Annotated in this window: 14 protein-coding genes and 1 pseudogene; 12 read left to right on the forward strand and 3 right to left on the reverse strand. The window is 40.3% G+C overall.

Annotation, left to right across the window (positions count from 1 at the left end; genetic code table 11):
• Positions 1 to 562: 562 nt before the first annotated feature.
• From Dvar_RS25985 to Dvar_RS26015, 7 genes are all read left to right on the forward strand, one after another.
• On the forward strand, positions 563 to 814 hold the full coding sequence (locus tag Dvar_RS25985) for a hypothetical protein (RefSeq protein ID WP_419656034.1): 252 nt from the start codon (positions 563 to 565) through the stop codon (positions 812 to 814).
• Positions 801 to 1,214, forward strand: coding sequence for a DUF669 domain-containing protein (locus Dvar_RS25990; RefSeq protein ID WP_419656035.1), 414 nt, complete (start codon positions 801 to 803; stop codon positions 1,212 to 1,214). The genes Dvar_RS25985 and Dvar_RS25990 overlap by 14 nt, the downstream gene beginning before the upstream one ends.
• Positions 1,215 to 1,311: 97 nt before the next feature.
• Entirely contained in the window at positions 1,312 to 1,902 is a 591-nt protein-coding gene (locus Dvar_RS25995) for a hypothetical protein (protein ID WP_419656036.1), read from the forward strand.
• Positions 1,903 to 1,911: 9 nt separating this feature from the next.
• Complete coding sequence (locus Dvar_RS26000) at positions 1,912 to 2,997, forward strand: hypothetical protein (protein WP_419656037.1); 1,086 nt, start codon at positions 1,912 to 1,914, stop codon at positions 2,995 to 2,997.
• A complete protein-coding gene (locus tag Dvar_RS26005; protein WP_419656038.1) occupies positions 2,990 to 3,880 on the forward strand; it encodes a hypothetical protein in 891 nt (296 codons plus the stop codon). The genes Dvar_RS26000 and Dvar_RS26005 overlap by 8 nt, the downstream gene beginning before the upstream one ends.
• Positions 3,881 to 5,656 carry an ATP-binding protein gene (locus Dvar_RS26010; protein ID WP_419656039.1) on the forward strand — a complete coding sequence of 592 codons (1,776 nt, stop codon included), beginning with the start codon at positions 3,881 to 3,883 and terminating at the stop codon, positions 5,654 to 5,656.
• Positions 5,657 to 5,660: 4 nt separating this feature from the next.
• Positions 5,661 to 6,833 carry a DegT/DnrJ/EryC1/StrS family aminotransferase gene (locus Dvar_RS26015; protein ID WP_419656040.1) on the forward strand — a complete coding sequence of 391 codons (1,173 nt, stop codon included), beginning with the start codon at positions 5,661 to 5,663 and terminating at the stop codon, positions 6,831 to 6,833.
• Positions 6,834 to 6,852: 19 nt separating this feature from the next.
• Here Dvar_RS26015 and Dvar_RS26020 read toward each other — a convergent pair whose 3' ends face one another.
• Complete coding sequence (locus Dvar_RS26020; RefSeq protein WP_419656041.1) at positions 6,853 to 10,383, reverse strand: HEAT repeat domain-containing protein; 3,531 nt, start codon at positions 10,381 to 10,383, stop codon at positions 6,853 to 6,855.
• Positions 10,384 to 10,552: 169 nt separating this feature from the next.
• On the opposite strand from Dvar_RS26020, the gene Dvar_RS26025 reads away from it, so the two are divergent.
• The 4 genes from Dvar_RS26025 (at position 10,553) to Dvar_RS26040 (ending at position 14,817) form a co-directional block, all read left to right on the forward strand.
• The gene (locus Dvar_RS26025; RefSeq protein ID WP_419656042.1) at positions 10,553 to 11,479 is read left to right on the forward strand and encodes a hypothetical protein; all 927 of its coding nucleotides are present in this window, start codon (positions 10,553 to 10,555) and stop codon (positions 11,477 to 11,479) included.
• A gap of 113 nt (positions 11,480 to 11,592) precedes the next feature.
• On the forward strand, positions 11,593 to 12,057 hold the full coding sequence (locus Dvar_RS26030) for a hypothetical protein (RefSeq protein ID WP_419656043.1): 465 nt from the start codon (positions 11,593 to 11,595) through the stop codon (positions 12,055 to 12,057).
• Positions 12,058 to 12,067: 10 nt separating this feature from the next.
• The gene (locus Dvar_RS26035; RefSeq protein WP_419656044.1) at positions 12,068 to 14,101 is read left to right on the forward strand and encodes an ATP-binding protein; all 2,034 of its coding nucleotides are present in this window, start codon (positions 12,068 to 12,070) and stop codon (positions 14,099 to 14,101) included.
• 500 nt (positions 14,102 to 14,601) lie between these two features.
• The gene (locus Dvar_RS26040; protein WP_419656045.1) at positions 14,602 to 14,817 is read left to right on the forward strand and encodes a hypothetical protein; all 216 of its coding nucleotides are present in this window, start codon (positions 14,602 to 14,604) and stop codon (positions 14,815 to 14,817) included.
• Here the strand turns inward: Dvar_RS26040 and Dvar_RS26045 are convergent.
• Positions 14,797 to 16,029, reverse strand: coding sequence for a tyrosine-type recombinase/integrase (locus tag Dvar_RS26045; protein WP_419656046.1), 1,233 nt, complete (start codon positions 16,027 to 16,029; stop codon positions 14,797 to 14,799). The genes Dvar_RS26040 and Dvar_RS26045 overlap by 21 nt on opposite strands.
• Before the next feature lie 561 nt (positions 16,030 to 16,590).
• On the opposite strand from Dvar_RS26045, the pseudogene Dvar_RS26050 reads away from it, so the two are divergent.
• Positions 16,591 to 16,866, forward strand: a pseudogene (locus Dvar_RS26050) (HU family DNA-binding protein).
• 16 nt (positions 16,867 to 16,882) lie between these two features.
• On the opposite strand, the gene Dvar_RS26055 reads toward Dvar_RS26050, so the two are convergent.
• On the reverse strand, positions 16,883 to 18,268 hold the full coding sequence (locus Dvar_RS26055) for a transposase (RefSeq protein WP_419656047.1): 1,386 nt from the start codon (positions 18,266 to 18,268) through the stop codon (positions 16,883 to 16,885).
• Positions 18,269 to 18,406 lie beyond the last annotated feature (138 nt).

An 18,406-nucleotide genomic window follows, 5' to 3' on the forward strand; every position in this document is an offset into this window, starting at 1 on the left:
AAGTTCTCGTCGATAATGTCAATTGACTGTTTTCGATTCAATCAGAGGTATATCCACAGCCGACACCATATAGGCATAGGATTGAAAGAGTACCAATATCGCCTTGGGAACATCGTTGACATCCAAACTTTTAGTGGACTTCCACTGACCATAATGATCCTTATAGCGTTTTTGAAAGACTGCCTTTTTAATGCTCATTGTTTGGCCATTACGAATATCTTAATTTGCGAATATTGCAACATCACAGCCACCGCATTGAATATTTTCTTCTGGTTTACCCATTTGTGCCACCTCATCAATCAATACTCAGTCAAAGCTCCAACTCATTTTGTGTGCTTTTCTTTTCAAACGTTCTTTCTTACCGGTATACTCCCCGGTGAGCCAATCTATCCCATATTCCCAATCATCCATAATTTACACCTCCGAAAATTGTTTGGTCATCATGCACCCAAACAATTTTTATTCTGCATTAACAAAACGCCTATTTGCGAGACCTGTTCTTTAAAGACGAAAAATTTTCCAGGTACTGAACCCAAAACCCAAACCAAAGGATATGAAAAAAGTGAGAAAAGGAGCTTATGCAACACAAATCTGTAACGCCATAACTGAAATCAGGGAAAATCTTTCATCTGGCGCTGTAAAATCCTCGCTTTTAATAGAACGACTAAAAAAAGAGGAACAGCGGCTATTGAATGAACTTTATGAGGAGTTCGAAAAAAAGGGCTTAGGCTCCAAGCGAACCAAGATCACCACAAAACAAAAAGAAAATCATTCCCGGAACCCCAGCCAAGGAGGTAGAAATGAAGTCGGATGAAACCCAATTCCCAGTTGTTGAACTTATTAATGTAGCCACCTTCCCCAGAATAACCCGTGACGGCTACTATTCTATGGTTATCACCGATGCTCATTGGGAACATCCTAAGACCAATCGGCCACAACTTCAGATTAAATTTGAAGTGAAGGAAGGGCCCAGCAAGGGAGCAAGACTGCATCGTAGATTTTACATGACTGAAAAGAGCTTAAGAAGTCTCTCCTATCTTTGTGCCGCCGTGGGTATCTTTGGCAAGCTCAGTGATCCACATCTGTTAATAGGTAAAGAACTGGTTGCCTTGGTGAACCTGAAAAATGGCATTAGGAAAGGGAGCCCATTTCCTGAGCCAAACCAATTTGTACCGTTGAATTCAAACACAGGAGGTAATCGTGAACAGGGTTAGGATTGTAGTGATAATCGGACTGCTCATCGGGTTGATCGTATGTGTATCTGATTCCATGTCGGCCCCTGAGTCCCAGACCAAATCACGTGTCATAATCATGGGCCTGGATGACACTGGCAGCTACACCCTTTGGGAAGATGCCAAAAAATTTGCCGCAATGATTGTCTTCCAAATGGTGCCAGGTGATATCTTCTACTTACGGAGAATTACGGCCACTAGCTACAGCGATGACTGTACGCTTTTTCGACTTGAACTGCCTGAGGCCCAGGTAATCGAAAGTAATAATCCTTATGATCGCGTGGCCAAAAAAAAGCGCAAAATAGCAGCATATCGAATTCATCATCTCAAAAAATTAGCTCTAAGGGAAATCGCTATGCTTCAAACCACCGGGGCCAAGAAAACGGATATCCAAGGATTTCTCGCCGTGGCCACAGAAAAATTTGCAGCACAAGATTCAAACCACCATAGATTGCTGCTGATTGCAAGCGATCTGCAGGAAAATGTGCGCTACGCCCCGGAGCTGAACCTAAAAGACGTCCGGGTGGCCGTGGTGGGCTTTCAACCACTGCCAAATCCAAAAAAGACTCAAAACCTTAAAAAATACTGGACTAAATATTTCTCCAATCTGGGAGCCCGGAGGACGCAATTCATCCGCGCAGATGAAAATATCCAACTAGAACGCTTATAGGGGGCCAACATGGAAAAGCAGGATATCTTGCTTTTTATTACAGGCTTTTCGGCTTTGGCATGCGTACTAGCTATTTTCCAGCGTCAAGTGTTAGCTGTGGTCGAGGCTTTGTTTCGAATGGTTTTAAGCCCCATTGCTGTTGCCGTGACAAGCTTGGAGCACTTGTGGGTACGTATGGGTGATGTCTTTCGGCAACAACTTGCCTCCGAAAACGGGTCGCTGGATGCACAGCGAATTTTTTACGAAGTCATCGGCAGTGTAATGTATTCCATCAGTTTCATTTTTTTTATATTTGCTGATTTTCATCTGCTCTTATTGACCCTCGACGCCCTTGGTATCGAAGGTAAGGTAGAGGCATTTCCCGGTGGCACCGCTGCAATCACGGCCATGGCTGTAATCTCCTCTTTTTTGTTTTTCGGTTTGGTTTTATGGGACCTGGCAAAATTATCCCAACTAGCTCCCTGGCACCAGAGGCTATCTTTACAGTGGCGCAAAGCCGTCACATTTATTTGCTTAGCCGGCCTTTTATTGTCCTTGGTTACCACAGGTTTATGTGGATATTGGCGGGGCAAAGCCAACCAGGAAGATAGTATCGATCCATCGATACCCTGGCACACCCTAACCAACAGCGGTGGATTGGCTACGTTTAATGGTTCATCGCAAGCATCTTTGAATGTACCCGTCGAGTCTTTGTCTTCCCCTGATGCTTGGATTCCACTGGTGGTGAATATCAACATTCCTTTGCTATTGATCATGGGTAGCTGTTTAGCGGGATACGGGGTGGTGCAGTTAATCAAATTCACTGTTTTGGGAATTGTTTTTATTGCCTCTTTGCCCTCTTATCTGGTGCTTGTTGCCTTTAGTTATCTTTCCCGCGTAATCGAATACATTTATGCACTAGTGGTGAGTTTGATTGAGTTGCCGGTCGCCATCGGTCTCTGGATTTTAGGTTTGTTCAAATACAAACCCGGAGAAGTAAAGACATCTGAACCTGAGTGTGACGCTACAGTTGTATCTAAAGAATCCGTTGCGCCAGATGAGGATGAACCTTTTGTCAATCCTTATGAGAATAGAAAGGAACCTTTCGATGAGTGATCTTAGTATCTTTCGAATTGTGTTTATTCTACCCAAAGCCCTTGGGGAACTGGTTCGTCAGCTGCATGGATCTATGAAAAGTGAGTTGACCATCCAGGGAAAGCAGCTGCGTTGGCATACCTGTGGTGAACGAGAACTGGAATTAAATCGAGTATACCATGAAATTCTGACGCAAACGACGCATCTCAATCGGAAAGAATCGTTACCAAAACCTATCATCAGCCTTAACCAACAGCATACACATCTGAAGTCCATGGTCACCGCCTTGAAACAGTTGCCGGTGATGGCTCACACCCTTGAAACCAGACCGCAGTGGAAAGAATGCCAACAGGCAATACGCACCATTGGCAAAGCAGCCGCGAACCAACGGATCACAAACGAGATTTGTGACTTGGTCCATCAAACCGATTCCAGCATCCGGCTATTAACACTAAATGCCCATCGTAGACTGGCCCAGGTGGAACAAAATGTGGTGGGCAGTCTTACCGTGGATACACTCCAAACTATGGGCTACCGGCTTAAAGCCCGAGGTCACAATTTGCTGGGCAGCGCTGGGAAGACCAACCTTAGGGCAAAGGTCGAATTGGGAGGTCGGATAATGATGGATACTACGGCCTTTAGCGGAATGGATTGCCACAGAGAGGTGGCCCGAATCGAACATGCATTGAAAGAACGAGGTTTGGTGCTCCAACGCGTTGGGGGAGATTCCAGGATTCGACACCAAGGGGTTTTGTTGTTGGATCCCTTTCCTAAAATGGATCATTCAACGGATCCGGTTACCACTCAAAATGAAACGTTGGCAATGTTTCAGGGCAATGGATCCCAATGGCAAACCTCACAACGCCAGTATCATCAACAGCGTCTGAAGCTGAAGGAGGGGTAAATGAAGCCTCCTTTTCTAGATAAAATGGACCAAGCCCTGAACACCAATCAGCATGTGATTTTGGATTTCAATACTACAGACCGCATCTATTGGTCAGAACAAAATTTGGGTCCTCTCTCCATGACCATGTTTCTGGGCCAGTACTATGCCTCCCAAGGATTCCGAGTAGCGGAGTATGCGCCGGCCAAGGGATTAAAAGAGTTAAATCTGAATATTGAGGCCAAAAGGAACAAAAAACCATTGGTCAATATTAGCCGCGCCAAGGATCCAGTGGAAGCGCTGCAAAAGATCGGCACCCTGTTACGGGAGAAAGATGCCAAGTGGATTGTATTTATCCAATATTGTGAACATCTGGCTCCACAGGACTCTTTAGGGGTATCTGCGGCATCGGTTCCGGGCCAGATTCAGACTTTAGAGATGTTACACCGTTTCTCCTTTGACGACGCCATTACCACCGGGGCTTCCCGTGTTGTGTTGGTCAGCTATGGGGCGTTACCCGCTGATTTGATCACGCGGGCCCATGGGTACAGGTTGATCCAGGTTGACCTCCCAAGCAAGGCTGAGCGGCTGGCCTTCATCGGATTTATAGAAGGTTTATCGGAGAATAACCGGTTTGGTGAGCTGGAGCCGGGATTAAAGGCGGAGGAATTGGCGGTTATCACAGGTGGAATGCCGTTGATCGGAATTGAGTCTCTCTATCTTTCTGCAGGGCATCAGAAGCGACCTATTACCAGAGAACAGGTGCGGATGGCAAAGGCCATTTCGATTGCCCAACTGGCCCAGGATCTATTAGCGGTCAGCGAGCCTGAGATAAGTTTTGCAGAAGTTGCAGGGCTAAAATCGGCAGTGGCCGTCATGAAAAAAGTGGTTACCCAGATTAAGTCAGCCCAATCAGGAGTGCCCCAGACTGTACTATTTCAAGGAGAGCCCGGATGCGGCAAAACACATTTGGCCCAGGCCACGGCACATGAGCTCAGATGGCCAATGATCGAATTCCGCAATATTCGTGGATCGTATGTTGGCCAAAGCGAGAGACAGTTGGAGCTGGTCATTACCATCGTAGAGCAACTTCAACCGGTAGTGCTGCTATTTGACGAGATTGACCAGTTGATCGGCCAGAGGGGGGCCGGCGCTTCAGGAGATTCTGGAACTTCAGAACGCCTATTAGCGAGGATGTTTAACTGGCTGGGTAGTATGGAGCATCGTGGGAAGATTTTGTTTATTGGCACCTCCAACCGCCCTGATCTTTTGGATGCAGCTCTGCTGGATAGGTTCCGAGTATCCATTCCATTCCTCCATCCTACTCAGTCGGACCTGGTAGAGTTGATTCCCTTACTTCTATCTCGTTTTGAGCGGAGCTTAGCCAAACAGCTGTCGTTAAATAAAGCTGCGGAGATCTTGGTTCCGCTGAAACCGTCAGGCCGCTCCCTCCAGGAAATCATCATCCATGCCGGTCTAATCGCCGATGAAACCTTAAGACAGGTAGGATCGACCCTTGATGAAAAGCACCTATTGCTGGCAGCCCAGGATTATTTACCAATCGAAAATCCTCTGGAAATGGAGTTTATTAGACTAACTGCCTTATCCATGTGCAGCGCCAACTCTTTTTTACCCTGGATGGATGGCACTAAAATCAGGAGCAACAACGAGGTGCCTCAATCATTAATTGCGGATGGAATTATAGATAAAAAAACCGGTAGACTTGACCGCACCAAATTGCATCAAAAGTTGAATGAACTGGCCCAAACTCGACAGATGTCCAGGATTATGAGGTGATCAGATGAATCTTTCAGTAGCGGGGTTGATGAGCCAGGATCAGGCCGAGGCAATGACAGCGGCCATTGAAAAGGCCAAAAAGGATCCAAACTATCTGTTTTCATTGTCCGGTGAAGGTCCTGTTGCAGAGTTCGAGCAGGCTTTTGCAGAGGCTGTAGGGTCTAAATATGCTCTGGCCCTGTCCAGTTGTACAGCATCTTTGCATGTTGCTTTATTAGCCTGTGGTATTGGGCCTGGGGATGAAGTGATTGTTAGTCCTTATACCTGGGGTCAGAGTGTGGCGCCGGTTTTGTTCGTAGGTGCCATACCGGTTTTTGCTGATATCGATCCGGATACCTGTACCCTGGATCCAAAGTCTATTGTGGAGAGGATTTCTGATAAAACCAAAGCGATTCTACCAGTTCATATTTTCGGAATACCTGCAGACATGGATCGAATTGTTGCTTTTGCGAAAAAAAATGAGCTTGCTGTTATCTCCGATGCGGCACAGGCTTTCGGAGCACTATCAAAGGGAAGGAAACTGGGAGGATTGGGAGATGTTGCATGTTACAGTCTGGGGCGTGGTAAAATTGTGTGTGGTGGTGAAGGAGGGGTACTTGTAACTAACAACCGACAAATTTATGAAAAAGCGATATTAATTTCCCAGCATCCAATGCGGGTGTTCAGAGAGATATTCGATGAAATGGAAAATCGTATTAATGAATTGAACTGGAACTACCGTATTCATCCGTTGGCAGCGGTGCTGGCTTTAGCGGATTTAGGTAGAACTTACGAAAAAATTCGGCATCGGAGAGAAATCATTAAAACCGTGGCCAGTGGTTTGGATGGGATAAATTCTATAAAGGTTTTAAGTCGCTATCATGGAGATGAGCCGTCAGTTTATGGTATACCGTTAAGTTATTCAGTTTGCACCAATAATAATATATCTCGAGAGAATTTTGTCGATGAGTGTAATAAATATAATATTCCTATTCAAGTTGGACCAATCAATATTCCTATTCATTATAGAAAAGAATTTCTGAATCAAGAAGTATTGTATAATAATTGCCCAATTTCGGTTTTAAGGTGTAAATTTCAAGAGCTATTTTTAATTGATGCGGTAACAATAGATATTATATCGAAAATACAAATTGAAAATAGAATCTGTAGATTGAAGTCCTTGCCAAATATAACGTAAAAAGTTGTAAAATTTATTTTTAATAATTGGGATCGAGGTGTTTACCCCAATAAAAACGATGTGTCAACAGGGGCTTATAATATCGTATTTTATCAATTGTAAGTGGGTAAAATTCAATTTCTTTATTCCAATTCTGTAAAATAATAGTTCTTGTTAGCATAAAAACATCATATTGATAAATATTAATTCCGGAATCTGTAATAATTTGTTTAAGGACTTCTAATGTGCGAATATTTTTAAGACCTTCTGCTGCAGCTCTCTCTGTATCCCAATAATTTAGTCCCTCAATAAGTGCTTGAACACAAACATGGGAACCAATCTTTCCTAAGGTACTAGCAGCTAAAGATCGAAAACTATTAGAAGAATTACATTGTTCAATTAAATATGAAACACCCTCAGATCTACCACTCTTTCCTAAAGCCTTTGCAGCAAGAAATCTAATATATTCATCATCATCCTTAAGAGCATTAATTAAATATGGAATTCCTTCAGGTCTATCATAGGCTACTAAGGCTATTGCAGCCAAATAAGAAACGTATATATTATCATTCTTAAGAGCATCAACAAGAACTTGAATAACATCAGGATGTCCGAACCTAGATAGAGCTTGTGAGGCTGCAATTTTAACTCTAACATCGCTGTCTTCTAAAGCATTTGCTAATAGCGGTATAATACCGGATATACGAACATCTTTTAAAGTGTAAACAGCATTACATCTTAGGTTTTTATCTTTACTTTTTACTGCATCAATTAGAATAGGTACACCTTCAAATCTACCAATTTGAACTAATGCAATTGCCGCGTTTACCTGTTTATAAATATTTTCTTCTGATAGCGCTTCTGTCAAAATCGAAATACTTTCAAAAGTTCCCATTTTGGCTAATGCTTCAGCAGATTCTCTTTGGACTAACATAGAATTATCATTAAGCAAAATAGATAAATATTCTATACATTCTATTTCACCGATTTGTCCTAAAGCCCGTGCAGTATATGTTCTTATATTCTCATCACTATCCGTAATAATTTTAGTTAAAGGTGCTATGCATTCAGTATAACCAATATTTCCTAAATAATTAATTGCTTTTGTTCTATCTAGATAATTATAATCCTCAAGAGCATTTGATAAAGTCTGAATTCCTTCAGGCCTTCCAATTCTTGCTAATATTTTTGCAGCAGAATATTTTAACTCTTTGGTCTTAATAAAATCGGGAAGATTCGCTTTTACTTGATCAATGTTTTGTTGTTTACGGTCAATATATTGGTTTAATTTTTCAATAACTATTTCATATTTTTTCCCCAAATTTTCAATTAATGAAACAACATTTTGTGCGTTAGGATAGTGAAGCCATAAAACAAATATTTTTTTGATTATTTCTTCTATTGTAGCGTTAAGGTTGCAATTTGATTCTATAACACATTGTCCAGTTAGCATAAGTAAACTTCCAAAGATATCATCAGGTGAATTAAATATATCGTCAATTAGTATCTTTGGTTGCGGTAAAATACCAGAAAGAAAAATTATTGTTTCATGCCAATCTAAATCCCAATAATATTTTTTAATTTCATCTAATACTTGAGCTACATTTTCTCTGAAAATTCTTTTCAGATAAGATGCCGTTAAAAATTCTTGAAATGTACGATGAAGAAAAATATATTGATTGCCATTTCTATCAAGTTTTTGAAGGATACCATCGTTTTCGGATAATTCTATTAAAAGTTCGATAGGTGAAAATTTTTTTAAATCGCTTAATATATCATTACGCTTTAGATATTTATCAATCCAAAAAATTATTTCTTTTTCGTTGAAATTCCTTATAATTTGTTTTTCGTATGTGGAAAAATGATATGCTAACTCTTCTAATAAAGCAATCTTAGGTACGATCATCATGTGGAGATTTTGTATCGTCATTGATTTTGGCCTTTTATTATAAGACCAATCCTTGAGTAAAAAAATTAATGCCTCTTTGTAGATTTCTACCTTTTTTGTTGGAAGCTTAATTTTTCCTATAGCAAAAAGACTGCATACTAAAGATAGGAGAAGCGGATTCTGCAATAATTCAGAAATTTGTGGTTTATTTTTTAGTTCTAAAATTAAGCGGTCTACTGTAAATCCATTATTTTTAGGATCAGTAAGAACGTATTTGAACCAACAATTGATGTACTTCTCAATCTGATTTTTACTGTATGGTAAAAGTTCTATTTCTTTCGCCTTGTATATAAATTTACTATGATATCCAACAATTCTTGAACTGCATATAATTTGACAATGGAAATTTCTAATAAACCTATCAAGCTTTCTCGAAAGATTGTTACGAAGTGAATGAGGAACCTCGTCCAAAGCGTCCAAATATAACCTGCATCTTCCTGTTTCAAGTTTCTTTTTTACGATGTGTTGAATTGGTGTGAATGTCTTTGTGTATTCACGCTCAATAATTGATAATATCGCCTGCAAGGATTCTTCTTCAAAATCTGCCAAATCATCAAGCCTAATGAATATCGGGAAAATTACCTCGTCATGGTATTCTGTTATTGGACGGTCGTCATTTTCTATCCTTTCAATTTGAGATTTGGCAACCATGGCGACCTCAAATTGCAACAAGGTCGTTTTTCCCATCCCAGGGTCTGCAAGCACCATAATATTTTTATCCTTAAAATCCTCTCTAGCTTTTTTCCAGGAAATAGGATTATAAGATTCAGATTCCATATGTCTAATAGCATAAGCACTGTTAAGATACTGTTCTGTTTCTGTATAACTTCCAATACTTTCCACTTCATGCCTAAATAAGCGTTCAGGCGTCACTTGAATAGGAATGTATAGATCATCCCAATTAATTTCTCTCGAAAGATGAAATACACTTAAAGTATTAAAATTTTCGAATATGCTTTTAAGAAATAATAGTATCTGATCCTTTTCGTTTTCCTGGTGGTGGTCGATTTTCGGTTGGTCTTCATCATCATAATAATTGATAATTGACCTCATTGTAGTAAGATCATTTTTAAAATTTTCCCAAGCTTTAATGTTTTTATGATCATTATATATGACATTTACATCATCTAAAGTGATTCTGACTTTATCGAAAGCAAACTTTAAATGCCAACTTTTAAGCCTGCTATGATTTATAAATAATTTTCCCCACTCATCCTGTTCTCTTTCGACATCGTACTGCAAAATATTATCTTCGTGATCTTCAATTTTCCTGCGATTTGTTATTTTAAATTTTGTTGGCTTCACAAGATTAGGTAACTCATTAAGCCAAGTCCTTTTAATTTTGGTTTTCAAATTTTGATAACTTTTGGAGGCATAGCCAATTGCTATTTTATTATCCAATAGTTCTAATTCATCTTTGTACTTTGCTTTTTGTATATCAATAAAATCTGATTTTTCAAATTTTTGCTGAATTATCATCCAAGCAATAATAGCAAGATAGAATTTTGGCGAATCATCTTTAAATATAATCGATAAAGGAGAAAAATATCTATTTGTAAATATGACAGTTATTGTGCTCTTATTTAAATCTATATCTATGTTTTTTATTTTAAGATCGCTCATAGCATTTCAAATTGAATATAAGAAATTGTTAGATCATCTAGACCGTCCAAAGGTATTCAAGTATTTTAAGCTCGTCTCAAATAAAGAGGCGGGACAAAAAATACAACAAAATATTATAGGCCGTCAAGAGGACTAGCCCGCCTTCGCAAAAATTAGAAAGGGGGGCAATGTGGCTCAAATCAAAAACCATACAATTATAGGAAGTTATAACGAACCAAAGGGTAGCACTCGTTTAAATATTGAAAATTGGATTGAGCGTTATTGCCATGAAATTAAAAATTTAACACCAGATGAAATCAAATTACTTGAGAGCTATAGACCCATCGTTCAAAAAGGTATTCAAATGGCCATAAATGGTACTTATCTATACGAATTGTTCGATATTGACGAAACCATTGAATGTTATGTGTACGAAATTATGATAAAATTAAAAGCTGATATTCTTAATCAAAAGACTAAGAAGAACATTTTTTATCGAACTAAAAAATTAGCTACTATTAGAAGATATACTTGGCTCAGAAGATTAGACAATCAAAAAGAGACCTTACAAGTATACAACGAAAATCAACACATTGTCACTAATACTGATGGCAGCTTTATTGATGCTGAAATTCCACAGAATGATTTTGAATTAAGTGTTAATCCAAGCGCTATTCATCATATTAATCCTGAAAACTATTTAAAAAGAAAACAATTAAATAAAATAATACAAAATCTTCCTCAAATAATTGGTAGTTTAGATATTAAACGAGCACATCTTTTTAAAGAGATACTTCAAATGCAACTAAGTGGCACTGATGTTGTTGGAAAACATAGAATTAAACTTGGACTTCAGAGTGACAAACAAGTACGTGAATTTAAATGTCAAGCATTTAAGTTAGCACAAGAAATTATGACTGAAATCGTCCCTGAGTTAAAAGAATATCAATATAGTTATAGAAAACAATATGGAAGAAAATGGAAAATTATTAAAACGACCTTTAACGAAAGAAAAGAGTTTTTCAAAAAACAGACTGCAAAGGAGATGGGCCCTGTTACCATCCGCATCTGGCACATATACAAAGGTAGAGAAAAAAATTCTAAACAAGCTTCATAATAATAGTTCAACATAAAAGAACCAGTTTCAAGGCTTTTATATTTTAGCATTAGATTAATAAACATATCCATATTACAGACCCTGAACCACACCTCTAAAACAAGGAATGGGAAATGATTAAAGACAATACTTTTAATCAGAGCGGAATATTCTCTGAACCTACACCTGGAGAAAAATTATCAAACCTTAAAACGACTCATAAAGTTTTCATGAAAGGAAGAGAATATATTATAAAAGAGGAATCAACATTACCCAAGTACGATGGTACCTTTGAAGATACCGAAACCATTTATGTGCATATTGATCCAGCAGGAAACCCAATACCAGAAAACCCTAACAATTACATTTATTCTTATTCTGGAATTTGCGTTCCGCCTGAAAAAGCTGCTATCTGTACTTCTAAATTTCATTGGGGCAACCGCTCGAAGACAATTGCTATCGGTCATGACGGACGCCTGACAGAAAGGGGGGCAATTTGTTCACACTGTGAAAGTTGGCAAAACACATCGATGACTGTGATTGTTATCCTCATTATAGGTGGTTTTATCGGTCTTATTAAAGCAATCTTCAATTTTTAAGGATGATAATTTGAAAATCAACGATAAGTCACCCACTAAGCTAATTAAATTTTTGTATGAAGGCAGAATTCTTCCTGGTCACAGCGGAATTATGCTTCTTAAGAAAATTGGTGAGGCAACAGGAAATTACGCCAAGCTCAAATATTATCTGGATCGTAATCCTGTCATAATGCGTCAAGCCCAACAGAATCGAGAAATAATTGAGTTTCGACGACTGGAGAATCCTTTTGAATTAATCAGTCGAGAGGACGCAAGACAATATTTATCTGGGCCTTTGCAGCTAGGTAACGTGAATCAACACGACGATATGTTTGGTATGCATCCTGATGATCTTTCTATGCCAGTTATTCTGGCTGGACGAGTTGGATCCGGGAAATCTAATTTAAACAAGCAGTTAATAACGGAAATATTAGGATCTGATTCCAAGGCCAACATAATCATTCCTGATCTTAAACTGGAATATCGCGCCCTAACACGGATGTGTCCCAATATTAGAGTAATTGGCTGCAACGAATTAAAAACAAATCCGTTGGAGCCAAAACCCTGGATGGGGCTTACTGAATATATCATATTTTTCGCACAAGTATTTACTCGCCAGAATTGGATCCTCGCAACATCTGAAAATATTTTGATTGAAACCTTGGAATACATTTACCGGAAACGAATGGTGTATGACGGAAGTCAGAACTGGCCGACAATGATGGACCTATTCCGGGTAATCTCCAAACGATTGGAATCCGAGAAGTCATTTCGTTATCGTGATGTCTTGATGTTATTGCAAAATCGAATATATCCTTACCTTCATTGTCCAGTGTTTAATTGTCGGAAAGGGATCCCTGATGAATACTGGCGTAGTGAAAATATTGTTTTGGAGCTTGATGAAGGGTTCACTGATAACATGTATAGCTTCATAGTGAGTTACTTGGTTGGCCTTAACTACCGTTATAACAAGAAACATGGATTGTCCGGATCTAAACTGCGCACCCTTTTCATAATCGATGAAGGCCGTGTCTTGTTCGATGCCAATCGGAATGTATCTGATTTTGGTGAATCTTACATTATTGAACTTTCCACGAGGACCCGTGATCACGGAATCGGTTATGTGATCGCCAGTCAAGAATCAGCCAGTTTCAACCAGACAATTCGAGCCAATGCTTACACTAAATTTGCCTTTCCGCTTACCGATGGTGCCGATAGAGACTTCGTAAAGGAATCTTTTGGTTTGGACCAGGACCAGGCGGACTACTTGTTCAAACTTCCCAAACACGGGATCTGTGTGGTGCGCTATGGAGGCTATGAGAGGCCGTTTTTACTCGGAGTTCCCCATGTGGACATGGGGTCTGCTGTTACAGATCAAGAGTTGGAGATCTTTATGGAGGGTTTCTATCGCAAAATACATCGCGATATAAAGATTCCCGATACGGCAATTAAGCTTGCCAGTGCCCAAAGCCCACCTCCTTTTGCCATGGCTCTAATCCATTTTCTAAGCCAAAAACCTTTCACCAAAAGCAGTGACTTGAAAAATGCTTCAGGGCTCAAATCCCAGGCCGAGGTAAATAAAGCGATCTCTTTGTTGGAATCTAATGGGTATGTCCATCGTAGGCCGTATCAGGTCTCAAAAAAAGGACGCAAAGCGCATTTTGCTGTGCTGACTAGAAAGGCCTACCAAGAATTCGGGCTCAAACCTATTCAAGGTAAAGGTGATTTTGAACATCAGCTTTACCAGCATTTGGTTTGCAAAAGACTTCAGAGCAATGGGTTAAATGCTCAAATTGAAGGACGGATCCAAGGTTCAAACAAATCCATTGATGTCCTTTCTTGGAACGCAGATGACCAAATAGTCGCCTATGAGATCACGCTTCATTTAAAGAATCTCATCGAAAATATTACCCAGGATATAGAATCAGGCGCAACCCAGGTAGTTGTGGTCTGCCAGAATCAGATGGGGTTGGAAAAAGTCCGCACTATTGTCGAATCTGATGATAATTTAGCCGAATTTCGAGAACAAGTAACTTTCTCTTTGATCAGTGAATATTTTAATTAACGTTTAACGGATTTGCGAGACCTTTATTATAAATTAGAAAAGATTCAACTTGATTAAACAATTTGAACGTATAAACAGATAGCTAAAAAAGTACTAGGAGGTGACTCTATGGAATATGAAATAGGAAAGCTTATTCTGTGGATTTTGTTCATTAGATATCTTTTCCAACTCCTTAAAAATCGGTCACCAAAATAGGATTATACTATGTTTGCAAACATAAATTGGCGATTAATAATTCAGGGGACAATAGTTATCTGTAGTATAATCGTAGTCTTTTCAGTAATCATACCTTTAATTTCAGAGTATTTAGCATTTGGAATTGAGTCAACATCAGAAACCCTCAGTGAATTTGTTGGACATATAACCCATAATCGTGATTCTCGGCTAAAGGATATGGCCCAGCTCGGATTGTCTTTGATTTTTGTAATATTAGTTTTAGAAATATTAATAAAAAGAAACTCTAAATAAATGGCATTTGTCTATGATCAAAAGGAGAAATCATGTCGATTTTGGAGAATCTCATTCATATTTCGGATGCTCCTAAAGCAATACATATTGCAGAAAAAACATTGCGTAACTGGAGATCACAAGGACTTTATCCACAGATTTTTGTCAAACTTGGGGGAAAGGTTTTTATTGATATCGGGGAAATTGAAAAAATCCTCCAAGACCAAAAAGATGCAGCGCTTGATCAATCACGAAGGCTTGGGCTCTGAATGGGTATCGGTAGATTTTTCATTGCCGTTCGCAAAGACCTTGTCAGCAACATTTGCACCTCTGCGAAGGGCTTCATCCAATAGATGTGCATATCGCTGTGTCATTTCAGGAGATTGATGGTTGAGTAGCTTTTGGAGTGTGTAAAGGTCCACTTCGCCTGATGATGCGAGGTGTGATGCAAAATTGTGGCGTAATCCGTGGAACCGGAAACCTTTTGGAATTTTAGATGCAGCTCTAATCCGAGACCATATTTTCCCAAAAGATACCCTTCTCTGCCCCTTATTGTTTGGAAAAACCCACTGACATCCTGGAACAGGTTTAAATTTTTCGGCAGTTTTTAAGACGCCTATCGCCTTACCACAAACTGGGAGAGTGACGGGTTTTCCTTTAGGATCAGAAAGCTCGACAAACCTCCGCTCCAAATCAACATTAACCCACTGCAAACCGATGACCTCATCAAGGCGAAAACCTGTATAGATTGCGAACTTAACGACAAGAGCGCCAAGTTTATTGTCCCAATTTTCAAGGGTAACGAGTAACCGCTTGAGATCATCGTTACTCAGACATTCAGTTATCTGGTTATTGACCTTCGGCACTTCTACTTTGGATGCCGGATTCTCGCCATGGAAAAGCTCTCGTTTGATGGCCCAATTGAAAATCCTCTTTATGAGTGCAAGGGCCTGCTTTTTTGTCGCAGGAGCGGGGGTGCCAGGTATCGGTTCGACCATATGATTGGATTCAGCCACTCCCTTCTTTACGAACCGGACTCTGTATTTCTGCATCCCATCCATGAGGTTTGTGATGTCCATCGGTGTTATCTGGTCCATCTTTCTTGATCCAAGGACAGGCTTGATATGCAGGTTCCACCGCCCCTCATTATGCCGCCAGTCTTTTTTGTTTTCCCTGGCCCACTTCAGATAGAGGTCGAAAATTTCTGAAAGTATCGGTGCTTTACGGATGTCGAAATGTTTCTCCTTGGATACATCGGTCTTGATTTTTGACTCGATCTTCCGAGCAAACGATAATGTTCCTTCAACCACCTCAGTGATGCGCTTACCTTGCGGGGTTGGAATGTTGACCCTGAATTTTCTGCTTTTGTCAAGGTCGTAACCGCATGATGTGCAGACTGCCTTCTTCTTTCCTTTGATCGTCGCTACATTCTTACGAGACCGATAAATTTTGCATGTCGGACAGTAGGCAAGGATGGCCATGATGATTCCCTCCATGGGCTGAATATATTTCTGTGTAACACAGATGTAACAAATATCAAGTCAAAAGTGGGATATTGGGAGGAAAATTGGTAAGGCAGATTTTAGAAGCAGTTATATTTTTATATAATATTTAGGAATGTTAGTCATAATTAGGACACGGAAGGAAATCCCAGGAATTGTAGGAACTTGGCTCTGAAAATTCATTTATCGGCATGAAAAGCTTTTAAAACCATAACTATCTAATTTCATAATTTTTATCTCATATTTACATAGCCTTTTCAAAATTCACTCTGAAGATCTGTTGCGACACTGGTACTTAAAGTCCCCGTGTTTAGTATTATAACTAACTGTTTTATATATCTATTTTTGTTTGTGTGATTTAATCAGTTGATAGATTAAAGAACTCAATGAGACTGATATAGCAATCTCCTGTTTTATAAGAATGGTTTCATACCACTTCCTTCTAACTCAACATAACCAGATTTATACTTTAAATTTTATTCTTCAACAAAATCAACACCCTATCAACCCCAAGAAAAGATCTTCAGGAGCACCAGTTCCCTGAACAAGCTTGAGCTGATAAAGACATTAAAGGACGCCACGGAATTCTCTAAATCGGAAGCTGCCGCTGTTGTGGACTTTTTTTTCAATGTGATGGCCGACGCCTTGGCCAAAGGTCATCAGGTGGAAATCCGTGAATTATAATTTTCTTTGTCAAGGAATACGATGAATACACCGGGCGCAATCCCAAGACCGGCGAGAAGGTGAAAAACAAACCCAAGAAGCTGTCGTTCTTTTAAGGCCGGCGGAGAGCTGAAAGAGAAAGTCGATCGTTGACACTCAAGTTAGTAACTCAACTTTCGGGATTCACTGAGAAGCTGATAGTTCTATTCTTCACGATGCTCAATGTGTTCAGAGCCACATCCATGGCTACATAGAAAAAGGCATCGAATGTTTTTTGACAATATGCTCCTATGGAGCGCATCCGATCTGCAGTCAGTTCCAGTATTCGCATCAAGGACTCTATAAACGTGATATCGCGTATCTCTTCGCAGCAGGCATGGAACAAATCGCCAAAACTGCGGTGATCAGTGGACATTCGGCAATGATAGGCCAAAAACATATAGCGCATGAAGACGATGCTGGTATGGCCAATCAGGGCATCAAAATCACGGCATTGGATTTCTTTTGCCAAACGCAGATGCTGTTTGATCATCTTAAAGAAAACCTCAATGTCCCAACGCTTCCCGTAGATGCGGACAATTTCCTTGTCGGGAAGACCGATGTCGGTAGACAAGATCGCCAGCCAGTCGCCGTTGGTTCTGTCGCGAATGAATACCAGCTTGCAGGGCAACCCACTGGATAGCGTCACCACCGTACTGGCAAGGATCTTAGCCCGACCACGGCGTTTTCTCAGCCGACGATAAATGGCCATGAGATCCAGATTTTGGCCTTGAAAACGATAATGAACCGTTCGAATCTTTTTGACCATCCCGATGACCGGTATCAGGTCAGCAAGGGAGGTAACTGTCGCTGGCATGGTGAACCAACTGTCCATCAATAGATATCGTGCCGTCAAACCGGCTTTTAAGGCCCGGTTCACCATATCATGGAGATGGTCAGTCGCCTTGACGGTGGCTTCCCGGCGGCGTTGATTGGCGCAGCAGCGTCGATCCATCGCCTTGAGATTATGACCAAGACGTTTTTGGGCATCTGAAGAAGACAGAAGCGCGAAATCGACGGGTAGACAGCTGGCGCCATCAGACCAGCATAATGTCAGCATTCGGAATCCCTTGATGTATTTACCCGTCGAGTGGTCATAAACTCTGGACAGCAACTCAACCGTCTTGGACCGCGATCGGTCGTAGGTGCTGTCGTCGATGATGAAAACCGATTCTCGATCGTCATCTGTCAGACGGTTGAAGACCAAAAAGATCCGCCTGGCCAGGGATAGGATCAGCTTGCGCCAATTATGTCGAACGCCTTTGAGAAGTTCATAGGCAGCATCTTTACCGAATGGCAGATCCTGGTTGAGGACAATGCCGCGATAGAAGTTCTGTCCCATAAACGACAGACTGAAGATCGTTTGTGTCAAAGAACGAACGCTGTGGCCATGCCTTTTTCGGATGCCACATTGATGAATTAAAGTACCGATCCGGAATCGATTGAAGAACGCGTCAATTTGCCCGTGAACATGAATGTCGGCTTGCGTTTGGGAGGCAACCTTGCTATGGTCCATTTGAGCCCTTTCTCTTTGATTTTATTGTGGATTGTGGTGATTCAACAATATATCAAAAGATTGGGCTCTTCAATTCTTTTCTATATTAAATCAGACACATAGATCATTATTTTGCCTCTCGATTACAATCCCGAAAGT

The organism is Desulfosarcina variabilis str. Montpellier, assembly GCF_048565275.1.
Classification (GTDB): Bacteria; Desulfobacterota; Desulfobacteria; order Desulfobacterales; family Desulfosarcinaceae; genus Desulfosarcina; species Desulfosarcina variabilis.

Coding starts and splice junctions, on each gene's coding strand:
- Dvar_RS25990 (WP_419656035.1), top strand. CDS start 801: ATGAAGTCGGATGAAACCCAATTCCCAGTTGTTGAACTTATTAATGTA.
- Dvar_RS25995 (WP_419656036.1), top strand. CDS start 1,312: ATGGGCCTGGATGACACTGGCAGCTACACCCTTTGGGAAGATGCCAAA.
- Dvar_RS26000 (WP_419656037.1), top strand. CDS start 1,912: ATGGAAAAGCAGGATATCTTGCTTTTTATTACAGGCTTTTCGGCTTTG.
- Dvar_RS26005 (WP_419656038.1), top strand. CDS start 2,990: ATGAGTGATCTTAGTATCTTTCGAATTGTGTTTATTCTACCCAAAGCC.
- Dvar_RS26010 (WP_419656039.1), top strand. CDS start 3,881: ATGAAGCCTCCTTTTCTAGATAAAATGGACCAAGCCCTGAACACCAAT.
- Dvar_RS26015 (WP_419656040.1), top strand. CDS start 5,661: ATGAATCTTTCAGTAGCGGGGTTGATGAGCCAGGATCAGGCCGAGGCA.
- Dvar_RS26020 (WP_419656041.1), bottom strand. CDS start 10,383: ATGAGCGATCTTAAAATAAAAAACATAGATATAGATTTAAATAAGAGC.
- Dvar_RS26030 (WP_419656043.1), top strand. CDS start 11,593: ATGATTAAAGACAATACTTTTAATCAGAGCGGAATATTCTCTGAACCT.
- Dvar_RS26040 (WP_419656045.1), top strand. CDS start 14,602: ATGTCGATTTTGGAGAATCTCATTCATATTTCGGATGCTCCTAAAGCA.
- Dvar_RS26045 (WP_419656046.1), bottom strand. CDS start 16,029: ATGGCCATCCTTGCCTACTGTCCGACATGCAAAATTTATCGGTCTCGT.
- Dvar_RS26055 (WP_419656047.1), bottom strand. CDS start 18,268: ATGGACCATAGCAAGGTTGCCTCCCAAACGCAAGCCGACATTCATGTT.